Below are 17,544 nucleotides of genomic sequence, written 5' to 3' on the forward strand. Positions count from 1 at the left end.
ATGCCAGCACTTATCCCCACCGAATTTTACGGCACAATCACTTGGCTGGGCCGCGTGGCGGACCGCGATGCGGCGCTGGAAAGCGCTGCGCTGACCGAGATTTTCGCAGGTTTCGATGGCCCGGAGGATGAGGCGCATGGTGGCATCAACCGCCCAGCCTGCAGCCGTGTCGCAGCGCTGTACAAGCGCGACCATCCCATCCGCAACACAAGGCAATTCGCGGTGATGGCGGCGGAGGATCTGGCGCAGATCGCGGCGAAGATGGGGCTCGACAGCCTTGACCCCGCGCTGCTCGGCACCAGCCTTGTGATTGCAGGCATCCCGGATTTCAGCCATCTGCCGCCCTCCAGCCGCTTGCAGGCCGAAGGCGGGGCGACGCTTGTGGTCGATATGGAAAACCGCCCCTGCACCTTGCCCGCCCGCCCGATTGAGAGCAATCACCCCGGCTTTGGCAAGCACTTCAAACCAGCCGCGCAGGGCCTGCGCGGCCTTACCGCTTGGGTCGAGGCCGAGGGGATGTTGCGACTGGGGGCCAAGGTGCGGCTGTTCGTGCCCGATCAACCGGCGTGGACGCATCTTGATCAGGCTCGCAGCGGGCACAGTTTGATTTAGAGCAGGAAATCACCCACCTCTAGCCCGCTGACATTCTTGACCAATATCGAGAAATCCGCCGTCAGATCGCCGTTCAGATCGCCACTGACGATCACATCATTGCCCGAAGTGGTGTAATGCAGCAGGCCAAGTCTGTGATCGAAGGCATCGGTGCCGATGAAGGTAAACGCTTGATCGGTGCCACCCGGGATTGCATCTATATCCAGCAGGTCAATGCGGTCAGCCTCGGCGCGATGAAAATCGTGAATGGTATCGCGCCCGGCTACAGCCATCGACGAACTTGACGGCTTTTCAAACACAAACCGATCCGTTCCGGCCCCGCCATAGAGCCGGTCAGCGCCCGCGCCGCCCACCAGCGCATCATTCCCATCGTCGCCGTAAAGCAGATCATTGCCCAACTCGCCGAGTATCGTGTCGTTGCCTGCGCCGCCGTGGCCATCGTCGGCGCCGCCACCAAGGATCAAGCCATCATTGCCCAAGCCACCGTAAAAGCTGTTGGCATTGCCGCCAAAGGCGACCGTGGTCTTGATAGTGTCTGTCAGACGGTCATCAAAGCTGGAGCCTATGATGTCACTGAAGCCGCCGATGACATCCCCCTGAGCATCGCCACCAATGCCGGTGGTGGTGGTGCCAAAGGTCAAGGCCACAACGACACGCGCCGATGATCCCGCATAAGACAGCGTGTCGTTGCCATCCGCGCCGCCAAACATCACGTCCGCGCCTGCGCCGCCGATGATCAGATCGCGGCCGCCGCCGCCGTTGAGGCTGTCGGCCCCGGTGCCGCCATACAGCCGATCATTGCCGAGATCGCCGTTGACCGTATCATCCCCCGCGCCGCCATAGATGCTGTCGTTGCCGTCAAAACCCGAAATCGTATCATTGCCGCCCGGTCCGGTGGCAGCCGCGTCGCCGTAAAGAATGTTCGCAACCTCGTTGCCTTGGATAAAATCGGCGCTGATCGCGCCGCGCACGTTCTCGATCAGCCCATTGACCACCAAGCGGTGGCTGTCGGTGGCCGAGGTGTCAAACCGCGCCGAGGCTTGGGTAGAGATGCCGTCCACCGCCCACCAGCTGAGCCGAACGTCCGTTGCCAAAGCGTAGCTGCCACCCACCACCAGCCAATCCAGCCCGACGTTGTTGGGGTCGTTCACGGTCACCGTTGCGGTGGTTGGTGCCAAAATGTCGGCGTTATAGATGTCGTTGCTCATATGCATGTTCCTGGGAAAAGTGTGTTTAAGTCGGGCGAGAAAGCCAATTTCAAGTCTTTGGGTGCTAAATTGATCTCAGGTTAGGCCAGGTTTTGACTTGGCTCAAGCCTGCAAAGCCGCGTTCAGATGACAACTGCTGTCATGCGCCGTTATGGAATATGTGTTCCAAGCGTGGAATTTTTCCCCCACCCGCCCCGCACTTTCCGATCGGAAACATCGGCTGGCGATTTTGCATGGGAAGAAGTCGGAAAAGCGCGTTTGAATCGTCATTTTCTCCGGTATCACGTCGCCAACGGGACAGTCCGTGCCCCTTGGGAGAATGAAATGGCCTTCAAAACCGACATCGAGATTGCACGCGAAGCCAAGAAAAAGCCGATCATGGAGATTGGCGCGAAGCTGGGCATCCCGGCTGAGCATCTGCTGCCCTACGGCCATGACAAAGCCAAGGTGAGCCAAGAGTTCATCAAATCTTTGGCAGGCCGCCCAGATGGCAAGCTGATTTTGGTGACAGCGATCAACCCGACGCCCGCTGGCGAAGGCAAGACCACCACCACCGTGGGTCTGGGCGATGGTCTGAACCGCATCGGCAAAAAGGCCGTGGTCTGTATTCGTGAGGCGTCCTTGGGCCCGAACTTCGGCATGAAGGGCGGCGCTGCGGGCGGCGGCTACAGCCAAGTCGTGCCGATGGAAGAAATGAACCTGCATTTCACCGGCGACTTCCACGCGATCACCAGCGCCCACAACCTGCTGTCGGCGATGATCGACAACCACATCTACTGGGGCAACAGCCTTGAGATCGACGCCCGCCGCATCGTCTGGCGCCGCGTGATGGACATGAACGACCGCGCCCTGCGCGATATCGTGGTGAACCTGGGCGGCGTGTCGAACGGCTTCCCGCGTCAGACTGGCTTTGACATCACGGTCGCTTCGGAAGTCATGGCGATCCTGTGCCTTTCCAATGACTTGGAAGATCTGGAAAAGCGTTTGGGCGATATCGTCGTGGCCTACACCCGCGCCAAAACCCCGATCTATTGCCGCGACATCAAGGCGGACGGCGCTATGACCGTTCTGCTGAAAGACGCGATGCAGCCGAACATCGTGCAGACGCTGGAAAACAACCCCGCCTTCGTGCATGGCGGCCCGTTTGCCAACATCGCCCACGGCTGCAACTCGGTGATCGCCACCAAGACCGCGCTGAAGCTGGGCGAGTATGTGGTGACCGAAGCTGGTTTCGGTGCTGATTTGGGCGCTGAGAAGTTCTTCGATATCAAGTGCCGCAAGGCTGGCCTGAAGCCTTCCGCTGCTGTCATCGTCGCCACCGTGCGCGCGATGAAGATGAACGGCGGCGTGGCCAAGGCTGACTTGGGTGCGGAAAACGTTGAAGCGGTGAAAAAAGGCTGCCCGAACTTGGGCCGTCACATCGGCAACGTCAAAGGCTTTGGCGTGCCGGTTGTGGTTGCGATCAACCACTTCTTCAGCGACACCGATGCCGAGATTGCAGCCGTGAAAGCTTATGTCGCCGAGCAGGGCGCAGAGGCGATCTTGTGCAAGCACTGGGCTTTGGGGTCGGAAGGCATTGAAGAACTGGCGCATAAGGTCGTTCAAATGGCCGAGTCTGGTGCGGCCAACTTCGCACCGCTGTATCCCGACGAGATGCCTCTGTTCCAAAAGCTGGAAACCATCGCCAAGCGGATCTATCATGCTGACGCTGTGATCGCCGACAAGTCGATCCGTGATCAGTTGCGCGTTTGGGAAGCGGCGGGCTACGGCCATCTGCCGATCTGCGTGGCGAAGACGCAATATAGCTTCACCACCGATCCGACCGTGCGCGGCGCGCCCACCGGCCATACCGTGCCTGTCCGTGAAGTGCGGCTGTCGGCTGGCGCTGGTTTCATCGTCGCGATCTGCGGTGAGATCATGACCATGCCGGGTCTGCCGAAAGTGCCGTCCGCCGAAGTGATCCGCCTGAACGCCGATGGCAACGTCGAAGGGCTGTTCTAAGCCACGATTGAAACAGGCTGGGGCCATTCGTCGCCTTGCCTTTGGACCGCATCGGAATTAACTCCATGCCAGCCCAAAGGAGAGCGCGATGAAGGCCCCCGCCGATTGCCTAACGATGCAAGATTTGCGTGTGCAGATTGATCTTCTGGATGCGGAAATCGTTGCAAAACTGGCAGCGCGGGCGAGCTATATCGACCGCGCTGCTGTGCTCAAACAAACCGAAATGCTGCCCGCGCGGATCAATGACCGGGTGGAGCAAGTGGTAGATCGGGTGCGGGCAGGGGCAGAGGCCGAAGGTCTGGACCCGGCGCTTGCAGAAGATCTCTGGCGGCGGATCATCGAATGGTCGATCGCGCGCGAGGAACAGGTTCTGGGGCCGGACAGCCCCTGAAAGGGCGGTATGACGGCGACGCTGATTGACGGAAAAGCCATTGCGGCGCGGATGCGCGGCGAGACTTTGCTCGAAGCGCAGGCTTTGACGGACGCGGGCTGGACGCCGAAGCTGGTGTCGATCTCGGTCGGTGACGTGGCTGCTGCGGAATTGTATGTGCGCAACCAGCAGCGCCAAGCGCAGGATGCGGGCGTTGGGTTTGAGGCGCGGAATTATCCGGAAAGCATTAGTTTAGAGCAACTTACCGGGGTTTTGGCCGGCCTGAACGCTGATCCTCGGGTGAACGGCATCATCATTCAGCGGCCCTTGCCTGCGCATATCCCGGTGAAGTCGTTGCAAAAGGCGGTGCATCCGTTGAAAGATGTTGAGGGGATGCACCCGGCCTCGATTGGCAATATCGTCTACAACGATCTGGCGCTTGGCCCCTGCACGGCGGTTGCCGCCGTGGAAATCCTGAAAACTCTGCCGTTGAAGCTGGAAGGCCTTGATGTCTGCGTTATCGGCCACTCTGAAATCGTCGGCAAACCGATTGCCTTTCTGATGATGGGTCTGGGGGCAACCGTGACCGTCTGCCACCACATGACCCGTCAGGTTGCCGTGCATAGCCGCGCGGCGGATGCGGTGTTCGTCGCGGTGGGCAAGCCGGGGCTTGTCACCGGAGCGATGCTGAAGCCCGGCTCGGCTTTGATCGACATTGGCATCAACCGCGTCGATGGCAAAACTGTCGGGGATGCGGATTTTGAAAGCTGCTCGAAGGTCGCTGGCTGGATCACCCCGGTTCCCGGCGGTGTTGGCCCGGTGACCGTCGCCACATTGATGAAAAACGCCGTTCTGGCGACCCGGATGCAAATGGACCATTATCGCAGCGCCTTCGCGGCTGCGAGCTAGGAGAATAACATGACCGCTACAGTGATTGACGGCAAAGTTTTCGCGGCAAAAGTGCGCGCGCAGGTGCAGGCACATGTCGCCAAATTGCGCGAAAGCCATGGCATCCAGCCGGGCCTCGCGGTGGTTCTGGTCGGCGAAGACCCGGCGTCACAGGTCTATGTGCGCAACAAACACGCCTCGACCATCGAAGTCGGGATGGCATCTTTCGAACATCGCCTGCCGGTGGACACTTCGGAGGCTGATCTGTTGGCGCTGGTCAACAGCCTGAACGCCGATCCGAAAGTTCACGCCATTCTCGTGCAGTTGCCGCTGCCAGCGCATCTCAATTCTGAACTGATCATCAACACGATTGATCCGGCCAAGGATGTCGATGGCTTTCACATTTCCAATGTTGGCCTGCTGGGCACCGGACAAAAGAGCATGGTCCCTTGCACGCCGCTCGGCTGTCTGATGATGCTGCGCGATCATCATGGCAGCTTGGCGGGCCTCAACGCGGTTGTCGTCGGCCGCTCCAACATCGTTGGCAAACCGATGGCGCAACTGCTGCTGGGCGACAGCTGCACGGTGACGATTGCGCATAGCCGCACCAAGGATCTCGCGGCCGTCTGCCGGGGCGCCGATATCCTCGTCGCCGCCGTCGGTCGCCCGGAAATGATCACCGGAGATTTCGTCAAACCCGGTGCCACGGTGATCGACGTCGGCATCAACCGCATTGAACGCGATGGCAAAAACAAGCTGGTCGGTGATGTACACTACGAATCAGCCGCGAAAGTGGCGGGCGCGATCACCCCGGTTCCGGGCGGCGTCGGCCCGATGACCATCGCTTGCCTGCTGGCCAATGCCCTGACGGCATGCTGCCGCGCCAATGGCCTGCCCGAACCAGAGGGTTTGACGGCCTGAAACCTGTAAAGCGTTGTTAAAACGCAGCAGTTATCCATTTGGATAATTGAAATGATTGCCACAAGGTAAACCAGTCGCTAAGCACCGCCGAAGTAACCAGTAACGCGCCAGAGGCCCATGTCGGCGTTCGCCCAAAGATTTAAGCAGGAAATAAGCTCGGGCGTGTCCATTAGTTTTTGGGCCGTCCTGCTGCTTTTTGTCGCTTTGACGGGCCCGTTTGGCACCTATGCCGCCTATAGTTTTGGCCAGCGTTTGCTGGCGGTCGCCCCCCTACTGGCGGCGATCATGTTGGTGGGCGTGGCGATCCGGGTGCTGGTGTTCAGCACGCTGCCGCCGCGGCGGTTTCGCTGGGCCTCGGCGCTGAATGCGGGCCTTGCCAGCCTGATCATCGCGCCAATGCTGGATCAATTTCTGCACCAGATCCCGCCGACCGACACCGTCAGCTATCCCGGTTTGGGTGAGTTGATGCTGCTGGTGTTTTCGCTGTCATTAGGGCTGTCGTCGTTGCGCCGCACGGTCGCGTTAGACTTTGACCCGCCGCCCGCTGCGCCTGAGCCCGCGCTCGCGCCGGAACCAGAACCCGAAGCGCCGCCTCTGCCCCGGCTGTTGCAACGGCTGGATGTCGTGACCCCCGGCGCTTTGTGGTCGATTTCGGTGCGCGATCACTATGTTGACGTGCAGACCAGTTGTGGCACCACCAGCCTGCTGATGCGGCTCAGCGATGCGATGGTCGAGACGGCTCCGGTTGAGGGTGCGCAAATCCACCGCTCGCATTGGGTGGCATGGGAGGCGGTGAAGGGGGTCGAGCGCGACGGTGCCAAGCTGTTCGTGGCGCTGGAGGGCGGCAATCGTCTGCCGGTGTCGAAAAACCACCGTGAAAAACTGGTGGCGCGCGGCTTGCTGTAGGGCCTAGCGCGTGTCAGGTTTTGATAGAAACATGCTTATCGAAAAACACGTTCGAGCATCTGCGAGAGGCAGCGATTTTCGATTCAATCTAAACCTGTCGCGCTTTAGCGCGGCATTGGCAGGGGCAGGGCGGTTTTGCCAATCGCCACCGCCAAGGCTTGCGGCTGCATCAAGGTGGTCAGCGCCGGATCATGGCTCCACAATCCACCGGTATAGCTGCCATAGGCGGGCAGGATCACCCGCATTTGGTCCAGCAGAAAACAGCGTCGCGTCTGTCCCGCCAGCCGCAGCTTTGGGTGGTAATGGCCGGAAATTTCAGGTGTTTGCGCCGTGGCGATATGGCGAAACGCCAGCGGCCCGATCTGCAGTTCCGCCCGGTGACTGCCGCCCAAAGCAAACGGGCCCGCGTCATGGTTGCCCTCAATCCAGACCCAATCGCACCCCGCCATCAGCCGGGTCAGCCAAAGTTGATCGGCGGGGTCCATCGCTTCGGCGGCGCGCAGATCATCAAAGCTGTCGCCCAAACAGACCACCACCCGCGCGCCCGTCGCCTCCAGATCATCATCCAACCGTTGCAAGGTGTCGCGAGTCTCGAACGGTGGTAGCAGCGCACCACCCCGCCGCGCGAGGCGTTCCGATTTGCCGAAATGCAGGTCCGAGACGACCAACAGCCGTTCGGCAGGCCAGTGCAGCGCGCCTGAGGGCAGGGCGAGCAGGTCAGCCGAGGCAAGTGAAAACCGATACATGGCGAGCAGCTTTGCCCTGTGATGGTCAACTTGACAAGACCTGCCCGCATCCCGTGGCAACGCCGATGAGTGGGGGCTCGATGCCCCCGAAGCGGCATCTGTTGCTAGGTCAACCCGGCATCCCGCATCAGCTGTGCCGCCGCATCTTCCGCCAAACGCTCGCGACCCTTGCCGTCGACTGGAACCTTGCCCATCTCTAAAAACAGCGGCGCCGCGAGGGGCGAGGGGCGCTCCAGCCGGACATGATCCAACCGGTCGCCAATCCGTTGCAACATCGCCTCCAACCGCCCGAAATCAACCAGCCCGCGCATCGCCGCATCCTTGGTGATCGCCAGCATCAGATGGCCCGCATCATATTTGCGCAGCGTGTCATAGAGGATATCGCTGGAGAACGTCGCTTGCCGCCCGGATTTGCGCCGCCCTTGATGACTGCGCTCGATCAGCCCGGCGATGATCGCCACATTGCGGAAGGTGCGCTTCATCACCGCATTGCCGCCCAGCCAGCCCTCCAGATCGGCGCGTAAGCTGGCACGGTCAAGCAACGCCGCCGGATCAAGCACCTCTGTCAGCCCCCAGATCATCGTGGCATAATCGGTGGCGACAAAGCCCAAAGGATGCAGCCCCTGATCCTCCATGCGTTTGGTCAAGAGCAGCCCCAAGGTCTGCTGCGCATTGCGCCCCGCGAAACCATAGAGCACCAGATGCTGCCGCGCCTCATAGCCAAAGGTTTCCACCAGCAGCCGCCCCGGCTGCGGCAGCTGCGAGACTTCACGCTGCAAGCTCAACCACTGCGCGGTGTGGGAGGGCAGGTCGGGCCAGTCCCCCTGCTGGAAAATCTGCAAAATCCGCTCGGACAGCTGGGTCGAGGTGGCGAATTTCGTCCCCGAGAACACCGCCACTTTCGGATCACGTCCGGGCTGGCGCGTCACCTCTACCGTCATCTCGCGCAAGCCATCGTAGCGCACCACCTGCCCGCCGATCAGAAAGGTATCGCCGGGGGTCAGGGTGCTGGCAAACGCCTCCTCCACCTCGCCCAAAGGTGTGCCACCCATGCGACCCTTCAGCCGCACCTTCAGGGTCTCGGTGTCGATGATCGTACCCAAATTCTGCCGGATCACCGCTGCTGTGCGCGGATCGCGCAGCGACCATTTGCCGTCGCGGATCATCAGCCGCTGCCACTTGTCATAGGCGCGCAAAGCGTAGCCGCCCGTGGCGACAAAATCCAGACAGCTGTCGAACTCCGCCCGCGTCAGGCCCGCATAGGGCCCCGCTGTGATCACCTCGCCGTAAAGCACACCCGCGTCAAACGGCGCGGCGCAGGCGGTGGCCAGAATATGCTGGCACAAAACATCTAACGGCCCCGGCCCGCGCGGATCGCCATCGAGCTGATGCGCTTTCACCGCTTGTAGAGCCGCCTGACATTCCACCACTTCAAAGCGATTGGCGGGCACCAGCAGCGCTTTCGACGGCGCGTTATAGCGGTGATTGGCCCGCCCAATGCGCTGCACCAAGCGTTTGACGTTCTTGGGTGCCCCGACCTGTATAACCAGATCGACATCGCCCCAGTCGATGCCCAAATCGAGGCTACCCGTGCAGACAATCGCCCGCAGCCTGCCGTCCACCATCGCCTGCTCGACCCGGTCGCGCTGTTCGCGCGACAGCGAGCCGTGATGGATGCCAATCGGCAAATCCTCGGTATTCAGCAGCCACAAACGGTGAAAGAAAATCTCGGCCTGCGCGCGGGTGTTGTGAAAGATCAGCGTGGTTTTATGCAGCTTCACCTGATCCAAGATCGCGGGTATCGCATAATGCGCACCGTTGCCCGCCCAAGGCGGCGGCTGTTGCGTGATCAGCATTGAAATGTCCGGGTCCGGTCCCGGATCGGCCTGCATCACCTGCGTGCCCGCCCCCAAAAATGCCGCCAGCGCAGGCGGGTCCTCCACCGTCGCCGACAGCCCCACCCGTCGCAGGCCGGGGGCCAGAGTCTCCAACCGCGCCAGCTGCAGCATCAACTGATCGCCACGCTTGCTTTCGGCGAGGGCATGGATTTCATCGAAAATCACCCGCGACAGCCCGGCGAATATCCGTGGCGCATCCTCGTAACTCAGCAGCAGCGCAAGGCTTTCCGGCGTGGTCAGCAGAATATGCGGTGGATCGGCGCGCTGCCTACGGCGCTGGGTGTAAGTGGTATCCCCGGTGCGATCCTCGATGCGAATCGGTAGACCAGCACCTTCGACCGGACGGCGCAAATTCCGTCGAATATCCGCCGTCAGCGCTTTCAGCGGCGAGATATACAGCGTGTGCAGCCCCTTGTGCTTGCCATCCGCCAGTTCTGCCAAACTCGGCAAAAACCCCGCGAGGGTCTTGCCCCCGCCAGTCGGCGCGATCAGCAAAGTCGAAGCATCCCCCGCCCGCTCCAACATCGCCAACTGATGCGGATGCAAGGCCCAGCCTTGGGCGGCAAACCAATCGGCAAGGGCTGCGGGCAATTCCATCCCGCTAACCTAAGCGCAAGCCATGCAAAGAAAACCCCCGCGCAATTTCATCTTGGCCTAAATACTCCCGCCGGAGGCTTCCACCGCCGCCACAATGTCGCGGATGGACTTGCTGCCACCGCGATCACAGCCTAAGCCGATTGCCATGAAAATACTATTTTTAGGCGATGTGATGGGGCGGGCAGGGCGGGCGGCGATTGTGGATCGCCTGCCCACATTGCGCCGCGATTGGGGCCTCGATTTTGTCGTGGTCAATGGCGAGAATGCGTCACAGGGCGCGGGCTTGACGGCGGAGCACGCCCGCGTCTTGCTCGGCGCGGGGGCGGATTGTCTGACCTTGGGCGATCATGCGTTCGACCAAAAAGACATGCTGCAATATATCGAGCAGGAACCCCGGATCATCCGGCCGCTGAACTTCTCCAAGGTCGCTCCGGGGCGGGGCGTGAAGATTTTCGACGCCACGCAGGGGCGCAAAGTTCTGGTGACGCAGGTGCTGGGGCAGGTGTTTATGAAGCGCCCGTTTGACGATCCGTTTTCTGCGGTGGAAACCATCCTGAAAACCCACCGCATGGGCGCAAGCGTTCAGGCGGCGGTGGTGGATGTCCATGCCGAGGCCACGTCCGAGAAGATGGCGATGGGGCATTGGTGCGACGGGCAGGCGTCCTTGGTTGTCGGCACCCACACCCATGTGCCGACCGGAGACGCGCAAATCTTGGCCGGTGGCACGGGCTATATGACCGATGCCGGGATGTGCGGTGATTACAACTCGGTGATCGGCATGGAAAAGCTGGAGCCTTTGCGCCGCTTCATCACCGGCATGTCAAGCGCGCGGTTTACCCCCGCCGAAGGCCCCGCCACTTTGTCAGGCGCCTATGTCGAAACCGATGATCGCACTGGCAAGGCGCTGAAAATCAAGATGATCCGCAATGGTGGCACTTTAGAGCAATCCTCGCCATGATCGCGACCCCACCCCACGCCCAGACTCAAGTCGCGCCAAAACGCCTGCAACTGTTGCTGATCTTACTGTGCCTTGGCCTCGGCTGGGGGTTGACGCAACCGCTTGGCAAGATCGCGGCCTCGACCGGGCATAAGCCGTTCGGGCTGATCTTCTGGCAGTTGATCGTTTGCACGCTTGTCTTGGGCAGCGTAACCTTGCTGCGCGGCAAACGCCTGTCGTTGCGGCCCGAGGCTTTGCGGTTCTACGTCGTCGTCGCCGTGCTTGGCACGCTGGTGCCGAATGCCACCTTCTACATCTCGGTGGCGCGCTTGCCGTCAGGGATCATGTCAATCCTGATCTCGATGGTGCCGCTGTTGGCCTTCCCGATGGCGATGGCCTTGGGGATGGACAATTTCTCGCCCCGCCGTTTGGCGGGTCTGGGCATGGGGCTGGCCGGAGTGCTGCTGATCGCTTTGCCCAATGCCAGCCTGCCTGATCCGGCCATGGCTGCCTTCCTGCCGGTGGCGATGATCGGGCCGCTGTTTTACGCGATGGAAAGCACCTATGTCGCCAAGACCGGCACCGCTGGGATGGACGCGCTGCAAGCGATGTTCGGAGCCTCTCTCGTTGGGTTGATCCTCTGCACGCCGATCATGCTGGCCTTGGGCCACGGCTTTGCGATGCCGCTGCCGCCGGGAAAGGCGGAATGGGCGCTGATCGCCTCATCTGCCCTGCACGCACTGCTCTATTCCGCCTTCGTCTGGCTCGCCGCGAAGGCCGGAGCCGTCTTCGCCTCGCAATCAAGCTACATCGTCACCGCCTCGGGCGTGATCTGGGCGATGCTGCTGTTGGGCGAGCGCTTCAGCCCTTGGGTCTGGGCAGCGGCGGCGGTGATGCTGGCGGGTCTCAGCCTTGTGCAGCCGAAACTGCGGCACCAAACCCTGCAACCGTTGAACGAATAGTGCGGATTTGCGGTCGGGGTTGCAGCCGCACCCTTGGCTGGTGTAAGGCAATCCAACACCTGAATTAGGGATCGGAGACGGGTCATGGCAGGCCATTCAAAATGGGCGAACATCCAGCACCGCAAGGGCAAGCAGGATAAAGCCCGCTCGAAAGTGTTCTCAAAGCTGGCGAAGGAAATCACCGTCGCCGCCAAAATGGGTATGCCCGACGTGGATATGAACCCGCGTCTGCGTCTGGCCGTGAAGGCCGCGAAAGCGGTGTCGATGCCGAAAGACGTGATCGACCGCGCGATCAAGAAATCGCAGATGGGTGATGGTGCCGATTACACCGAAATCCGCTATGAAGGTTACGGCGTCAACGGCATCGCCATCATGGTTGAGGCGATGACCGACAACCTGAACCGCACCGCTTCGAACGTGCGCAGCTATTTCAGCAAATGCGGTGGCAATCTGGGGCAAACCGGGTCGGTTTCGCACGGCTTTGATCGCATGGGCGAGATTTCCTATCCCGCCTCGGCTGGCTCTGCTGATGACGTGATGATGGCGGCTTTGGATGCCGGGGCCGATGATGTCGAATCCGATGAGGATGGCCACTGGATTTATTGCTCGGTCGAAAGCCTGAACGAGGTCTCCGACGCTTTGGAGAAAGCCTTGGGCGAGTCGCTGGAATCCAAGCTGATCTGGAAGGCGCAAGTGCTGACAGAGGTGGATCTGGACACCGCCACCAAACTGATGCGCCTGATCGACATGCTGGAAGAGGATGACGATGTGCAAACCGTCACCCATAACTTCGATATGTCTGAGGAAGTGGCAGCACAGCTGGAGTAGGGTGCGCTTCAGCGCACCACACGCGCCCAAAGCCAAAGCCGCGCACATCCTGCGCGGCTTTTTCAATGCTTTAACCGCCCCGCGTCAGCAATCCGGCGCTATTCGCCTTACGGCTTGACCTGATTTAACGGCGGGGCCACGGCACGGCGGTAGAGATGCCAACTGGCATGGCCCAGCACCGGCAACACGAACATCAGCCCGACGAAGGCTGTAAGCACCCCAAATCCCAGCCCGATCACCACCACCGCCCCCCAAGCCGCTGCCGCCAGCGGAGAGCGCCGCGCCACGCTGAATGAGGTCATCACCGCCCGCACCACGCCGACATGGCGGTCGACCAGCAGCGGGAAAGACACCAGTGACAGCGCAAGCACAACGCAAGCAAACAGAAATCCCACCCCGATGCCCGCGACCGCCATCGTCCTGCCCGCCGAGGTCATCAAAATATCCTGCAGGAACGCCTGCACCGAGGCGGGGGCTGCCGGGCCAAGCGTGGCGTTGTAAATCTCATTCGCGCTGAGCAACCATGCCAGAAAGATCCCGAACAGATAGACCCCCAGCGTCAGGATCGGGAACAGCGATGGTGATCCAAGCACGCCAAATGCATCGGCCCAAGTCGTCGGTAACCCCAACTCGCGCCGTCGGCTCATCTCATAAAGTCCGATGGCGGCGACGGGGCCAACCAAGGCAAAGCCCGAAATCATCGGAAACAGCAGCGGCAACACGCCCCGGTTGAGTGCGAATCCGGCCAGCGCCAGTCCAATGATCGGATACATCAGCACAACAAAGATCACATCGGTGCGCAGGGCCAGAAAATCCTCCACCCCCTTTTTCAGCGCGATGCGCAGATCGGCGATCTGCAAGCCGGTGATGATGATCGGGGCGCGGTCGCTGCCTGCGATTTCCGCCGTGCCGTCCTCGATGCGATGAAAACCCGCACTGAACTGCCGCGCGGCCCATGAGAGCGGGTTGCCGATTGTTTCTGCCATGACGTTTCCTCCACCTGTTTCGGCGGGCACATCGCAAGAATGCGACCGCATCCAAGGACAACAACACTGAGGCCAGTTTAGCACGGATGCGGCCCGCAGTCGCGCCCCATCGTCTGGATCACGCAGGCGTGTCGGTGGATGGCGGTCAGGCGCTGTGCCCGGCGGCGCTTTCGCGCCTTGAAGTCTGGGAGGGTGAGTCATTCTGCACGGTAGAAACGATCTCGCCTTGCAGCCTTCATTTCCGCTTGATACGTTATAGTATAACATAACGGAATCACGCTATGCCCAAACTCCCCGTCACCGTCCTCTCCGGCTTTCTCGGCGCGGGCAAAACCACCTTGCTGAACCATATCCTGAACAACCGCGACGGCCGCCGGGTGGCGGTGATCGTCAACGATATGTCCGAGGTCAATATTGACGCCGACCTGATCCGCGACGGCGCTACCCTGTCGCGATCAGACGAAAAGCTGGTTGAGATGACCAATGGCTGCATCTGCTGCACCCTGCGCGATGATCTGCTGATTGAGGTGCGCAAACTGGCCGCCGCGGGCCGTTTTGACTACCTGCTGATCGAATCCACGGGTATTGCCGAGCCGCTCCCCGTCGCTGCCACCTTCGATTTCCGCGATGAGCATGGCGATAGCCTGTCGGATGTGGCGCGCCTCGACACCATGGTCACTGTCGTCGATGCGCTGAACCTGCTGCGCGATTTCTCCAGCCATGATTTCCTGTCAGATCGCGGCGAGATCACGGGTGAGGGTGATCACCGTAGCCTCGTCAATCTACTGACCGAGCAGATTGAATTTGCCAATGTGATCATCCTGAACAAGATCAGCGATGCCGGGCCTGCGCGCGCCGATGCCGCCCGCAAGATCATCCGGGCGCTGAATCCGGATGCCCGGTTGATTGAAACCGACCACAGCATCGTCAGCCCCGACGCGATCTTTGACACAAACCTGTTCGATTTTGACCGCGCGCAAGAGCATCCTTTGTGGGCGAAAGAACTCTACGGCTTCGCGCATCACACGCCGGAAACCGAGGCATACGGCATCACCTCTTTCGTCCACCGCGCCCGCGCGCCGTTTGATCCCGCCCGCATCCATACCGTGTTGAATGGTGAATTGCCGGGGGTGATCCGCGCCAAGGGGCATTTCTGGATCGCCAGCCGCCCGAATATGGCGCTGGAATTCAGCCTTGCCGGAGCTTTGTCCAGCGTCACTCCTCTGGGTGGCTGGTGGGCCTCGGTGCCGCAAAACCGCTGGCCGACGCATCCCGACGCTTTGACTGAGGTGGCCGCGAAATGGGCCGAGCCTTGGGGTGATCGGCGGCAAGAGTTGGTGTTCATCGGCGCAGACCTCGACCAAGCCGCGATCACCGCCGCCTTGGATGCTGCTTTGCTGCCGGTGCTAAGTTTCACGCCGCAAGCTTGGGCCAAGCTGCCCGATCCGTTCCCGGTCTGGGCGCGGGTGGCCGCGGCATGAGCCCCGGCAACCTCGCCACATCTTTGCGCCGCAGCCCGCGCCCCGACACCATGCAAGCCTATGACGCGCTGCCCGGCGAGGCGCGGCGCTGGCTGGCAGGCGCGCTGCTACCGTGGAGTGCCCGCTCCGTCGCCCGGCTCTGGGCACGGGCATGGCATGAGGCGGGCGGCGATATCGCAGCAGTGCGCGCCCGCATGGATGCAGCACAGGCCCGCAAACTCGCCCGCGATGCGGTGCAGGTTTGGGGCAGGCATTATCCTGCGCCGCCGCTCGGCGCGGTTACGCCCCCACGCCGCAAATCCGTCCCGGCGCTGCCGTTCTGGCAGGTGCTGAACAGCAAGAACGGAACGCAGCGCGTCAGCTGATGAGGGCTTCGCGTTTGATAAGGTAACAACACAGCGCAACGCCTGACCGCCGGGAGGGCGAGCCACGCCAGTTCTAGGCACTTTATAGTTCAGCCAATTCCCCCTAAGTTCTAAGCGGGACAGCGCAGAAGCGCCCGCCCGATGGGGTGGTCAGGCGCTGCCCGGCGGCGCATGCGCGCCTTGATTCCGGGCGGGTTGTTTGCTTGAGAGGGCGAGAAAAGTAGCGCGGATAATCTGGTAGTCGAGAGTCATCTCAGGTGAGCTGTAGTCAATTCTTTCGGCTTCCCATCTCGCGTTCATGTTCTTCCATGACGAACATAATATCGAGAGCGTCAGGGCACACTGATATGTCGTCAGTATCCGAGGGCTCCGCAATATAGTCGAAATTCTTGATCAGCCACTCTCGGGAAATGGTTCCGCGTCGGTCTTCGTAACGTGCTTCTTTGGGCAACTCGCAGCGCCCGTAACCCCATGTGCCACCATCCATTCCGACGAACGAAAGTTCTGATCGGTTGTCGATCATTGTAGCGATGGCGTATTTGTAGCCATTTCCTGCCGTGTGAAATGTTCGGAACCTTACAATCACACCCTTGTAGAAAAACGCGTCAGGGTAGTCTGTCAACTTTACCCAAAGTTGTTCAAAATCTATCGCCATAAAAGAAGCTCACCGTCCGAAGTTGCACTCGGTCAGCCTATTTGGCTCAAGACGAGATGCAAGAGGCTTTCCTTCCATCTAAACGACGGACAAACCATCGCTGGAAGTCAAACCAGCGCGCACTATTGGTGGTCCCAACCCCCCAAACGTTAAAAATCCCTTAAATCACCCACCCCATCCATCTGATATCAAACAACAAAAAAATGTCCCGAGTTGGGACCACCCCTAAACCCCAATCAAAACCCGCCCCGCCGCCGCCCGGATTTCTCGAGTCAGCGGAGCCAAAGCCGGGGCGGTCAGACGACTGAATTGCCAGTGCAGGGCGACATCCAACGGCGTGTCCGCCACCATCTCGATCAACGCGCCCGAGGCGAGGTGGGGGGCCACCAGAGCCTCCGGGTTCAAAGCCCATCCCAAGCCCGCCAAGCAGCCATCGACGAAGCCCTGACTGCTCGCCAGCCGATGGCTTGGAAACGCCTGTTTGGATTGCCGCCCGATCTGCCGCTCCACCCAAATCTCTTGCAGCCGATCATGATCCGAGAAGTTCAGCCCAGGTGCCGCCGCAAGGCTGGCCGCCGTCACCCCCTCGGCCATCCAGCGCGCCATATAGGCGGGCGAGGCCGTGGCCCGGTAGCGCAAAGCTCCCAGTGGGATCGTATCGCAGCCCTGCAACGGGCCGGGATGGGCGGTGATGGCGGCGGCAACCTCGCCGCGCTTCAGCCAGTCTTGGCTGACCTCCTGATCATCGATCACCAGATCGAATAGGAAGCCCTCGGTTGCCGCCAACGCCGGGATCACCCAAGTGGCCAGACTGTCGGCATTGACCGCGATCCGTAGCGTGGCGGGGCGAGGCGACAGCCACGGCAGGTCGGTGGCGAGGGTGCGTTCCAGCAGCGTCACCTCATCATGGTGGCGGATCATCCTGAGGCCCGCCGGGGTGGCGGTGCAGGGCTGGGCGCGGCGGATCAGCAGGGTGCCCGCAGTTTCCTCCAGCGCTTTGAGGCGTTGGGATATTGCCGAGGGGGTGACGTGCAGCTCAGCCGCAGCAAGGTCAAACGAGCCACGACGATGCACGGCGGCGAGGGCTGCGAGTTGGGCGGGATCGAACATTAGCTAGGCTTATCTAATTGGAGAATGATTAACTTGAGTGAAGTTGCGACAGGCTGCTAGGTCAAGCCGAAAG

General features: G+C 61.0%; 17 protein-coding genes. 11 read left to right on the forward strand and 6 right to left on the reverse strand.

Features of this window, described 5'->3' with window-relative positions; genetic code table 11:
* A complete protein-coding gene (locus ACS5RD_RS07735; protein WP_489930692.1) occupies positions 1 to 612 on the forward strand; it encodes an MOSC domain-containing protein in 612 nt (203 codons plus the stop codon).
* On the opposite strand, the gene ACS5RD_RS07740 is transcribed toward ACS5RD_RS07735, so the two are convergent.
* On the reverse strand, positions 609 to 1,820 hold the full coding sequence (locus ACS5RD_RS07740; RefSeq protein WP_489930693.1) for a calcium-binding protein: 1,212 nt from the start codon (positions 1,818 to 1,820) through the stop codon (positions 609 to 611). The genes ACS5RD_RS07735 and ACS5RD_RS07740 overlap by 4 nt on opposite strands.
* A gap of 324 nt (positions 1,821 to 2,144) precedes the next feature.
* Between ACS5RD_RS07740 and ACS5RD_RS07745 the strand changes: the two genes are divergently transcribed.
* The 5 genes from ACS5RD_RS07745 to ACS5RD_RS07765 all read left to right on the forward strand — a co-directional run bounded on the left by ACS5RD_RS07745 (position 2,145) and on the right by ACS5RD_RS07765 (position 6,906).
* A complete protein-coding gene (locus tag ACS5RD_RS07745; RefSeq protein ID WP_054005797.1) occupies positions 2,145 to 3,821 on the forward strand; it encodes a formate--tetrahydrofolate ligase in 1,677 nt (558 codons plus the stop codon).
* 88 nt (positions 3,822 to 3,909) lie between these two features.
* Positions 3,910 to 4,212 carry a chorismate mutase gene (locus ACS5RD_RS07750; protein WP_054005798.1) on the forward strand — a complete coding sequence of 101 codons (303 nt, stop codon included), beginning with the start codon at positions 3,910 to 3,912 and terminating at the stop codon, positions 4,210 to 4,212.
* Between the two features lie 9 nt (positions 4,213 to 4,221).
* Positions 4,222 to 5,100, forward strand: coding sequence for a bifunctional 5,10-methylenetetrahydrofolate dehydrogenase/5,10-methenyltetrahydrofolate cyclohydrolase (locus tag ACS5RD_RS07755; protein ID WP_489930694.1), 879 nt, complete (start codon positions 4,222 to 4,224; stop codon positions 5,098 to 5,100).
* Between the two features lie 9 nt (positions 5,101 to 5,109).
* Positions 5,110 to 6,000: a bifunctional methylenetetrahydrofolate dehydrogenase/methenyltetrahydrofolate cyclohydrolase FolD gene (gene folD / locus ACS5RD_RS07760; RefSeq protein WP_489930695.1), complete on the forward strand. Its 891-nt coding sequence runs from the start codon at positions 5,110 to 5,112 to the stop codon at positions 5,998 to 6,000.
* Positions 6,001 to 6,162: 162 nt separating this feature from the next.
* Positions 6,163 to 6,906, forward strand: a complete 744-nt coding sequence (locus tag ACS5RD_RS07765) for a LytTR family DNA-binding domain-containing protein (protein WP_489930696.1) — start codon at positions 6,163 to 6,165, stop codon at positions 6,904 to 6,906.
* Positions 6,907 to 7,010: 104 nt separating this feature from the next.
* Here ACS5RD_RS07765 and pdeM read toward each other — a convergent pair whose 3' ends face one another.
* Complete coding sequence (pdeM, locus tag ACS5RD_RS07770) at positions 7,011 to 7,652, reverse strand: ligase-associated DNA damage response endonuclease PdeM (protein ID WP_489930697.1); 642 nt, start codon at positions 7,650 to 7,652, stop codon at positions 7,011 to 7,013.
* Between the two features lie 104 nt (positions 7,653 to 7,756).
* Entirely contained in the window at positions 7,757 to 10,147 is a 2,391-nt protein-coding gene (locus ACS5RD_RS07775; protein ID WP_489930698.1) for a ligase-associated DNA damage response DEXH box helicase, read from the reverse strand.
* A gap of 145 nt (positions 10,148 to 10,292) precedes the next feature.
* Between ACS5RD_RS07775 and ACS5RD_RS07780 the strand changes: the two genes are divergently transcribed.
* From ACS5RD_RS07780 to ACS5RD_RS07790, 3 genes are all read left to right on the forward strand, one after another.
* Complete coding sequence (locus ACS5RD_RS07780; RefSeq protein ID WP_054005804.1) at positions 10,293 to 11,105, forward strand: TIGR00282 family metallophosphoesterase; 813 nt, start codon at positions 10,293 to 10,295, stop codon at positions 11,103 to 11,105.
* The gene (locus ACS5RD_RS07785) at positions 11,102 to 12,046 is read left to right on the forward strand and encodes a DMT family transporter (RefSeq protein WP_054005805.1); all 945 of its coding nucleotides are present in this window, start codon (positions 11,102 to 11,104) and stop codon (positions 12,044 to 12,046) included. The genes ACS5RD_RS07780 and ACS5RD_RS07785 overlap by 4 nt, the downstream gene beginning before the upstream one ends.
* Before the next feature lie 84 nt (positions 12,047 to 12,130).
* Positions 12,131 to 12,874, forward strand: a complete 744-nt coding sequence (locus tag ACS5RD_RS07790) for a YebC/PmpR family DNA-binding transcriptional regulator (protein WP_054005806.1) — start codon at positions 12,131 to 12,133, stop codon at positions 12,872 to 12,874.
* Between the two features lie 107 nt (positions 12,875 to 12,981).
* Here ACS5RD_RS07790 and ACS5RD_RS07795 read toward each other — a convergent pair whose 3' ends face one another.
* The gene (locus ACS5RD_RS07795) at positions 12,982 to 13,860 is read right to left on the reverse strand and encodes a DUF2189 domain-containing protein (RefSeq protein ID WP_489930699.1); all 879 of its coding nucleotides are present in this window, start codon (positions 13,858 to 13,860) and stop codon (positions 12,982 to 12,984) included.
* A 281-nt stretch (positions 13,861 to 14,141) separates the two neighbouring features.
* On the opposite strand from ACS5RD_RS07795, the gene ACS5RD_RS07800 reads away from it, so the two are divergent.
* The gene (locus ACS5RD_RS07800) at positions 14,142 to 15,341 is read left to right on the forward strand and encodes a GTP-binding protein (RefSeq protein ID WP_489930700.1); all 1,200 of its coding nucleotides are present in this window, start codon (positions 14,142 to 14,144) and stop codon (positions 15,339 to 15,341) included.
* Positions 15,338 to 15,706 carry a DUF6525 family protein gene (locus tag ACS5RD_RS07805; RefSeq protein ID WP_489930701.1) on the forward strand — a complete coding sequence of 123 codons (369 nt, stop codon included), beginning with the start codon at positions 15,338 to 15,340 and terminating at the stop codon, positions 15,704 to 15,706. The genes ACS5RD_RS07800 and ACS5RD_RS07805 overlap by 4 nt, the downstream gene beginning before the upstream one ends.
* Positions 15,707 to 15,974: 268 nt before the next feature.
* Here the strand turns inward: ACS5RD_RS07805 and ACS5RD_RS07810 are convergent, their stop codons facing one another.
* Both ACS5RD_RS07810 and ACS5RD_RS07815 read right to left on the reverse strand, forming a co-directional pair.
* Positions 15,975 to 16,361, reverse strand: coding sequence for a hypothetical protein (locus ACS5RD_RS07810; protein ID WP_489930702.1), 387 nt, complete (start codon positions 16,359 to 16,361; stop codon positions 15,975 to 15,977).
* A gap of 225 nt (positions 16,362 to 16,586) precedes the next feature.
* Positions 16,587 to 17,471 carry a LysR family transcriptional regulator ArgP gene (locus ACS5RD_RS07815; protein WP_489930703.1) on the reverse strand — a complete coding sequence of 295 codons (885 nt, stop codon included), beginning with the start codon at positions 17,469 to 17,471 and terminating at the stop codon, positions 16,587 to 16,589.
* Positions 17,472 to 17,544: the final 73 nt, after the last annotated feature.

This window comes from Cypionkella sp. PAMC25878, from assembly GCF_058135695.1.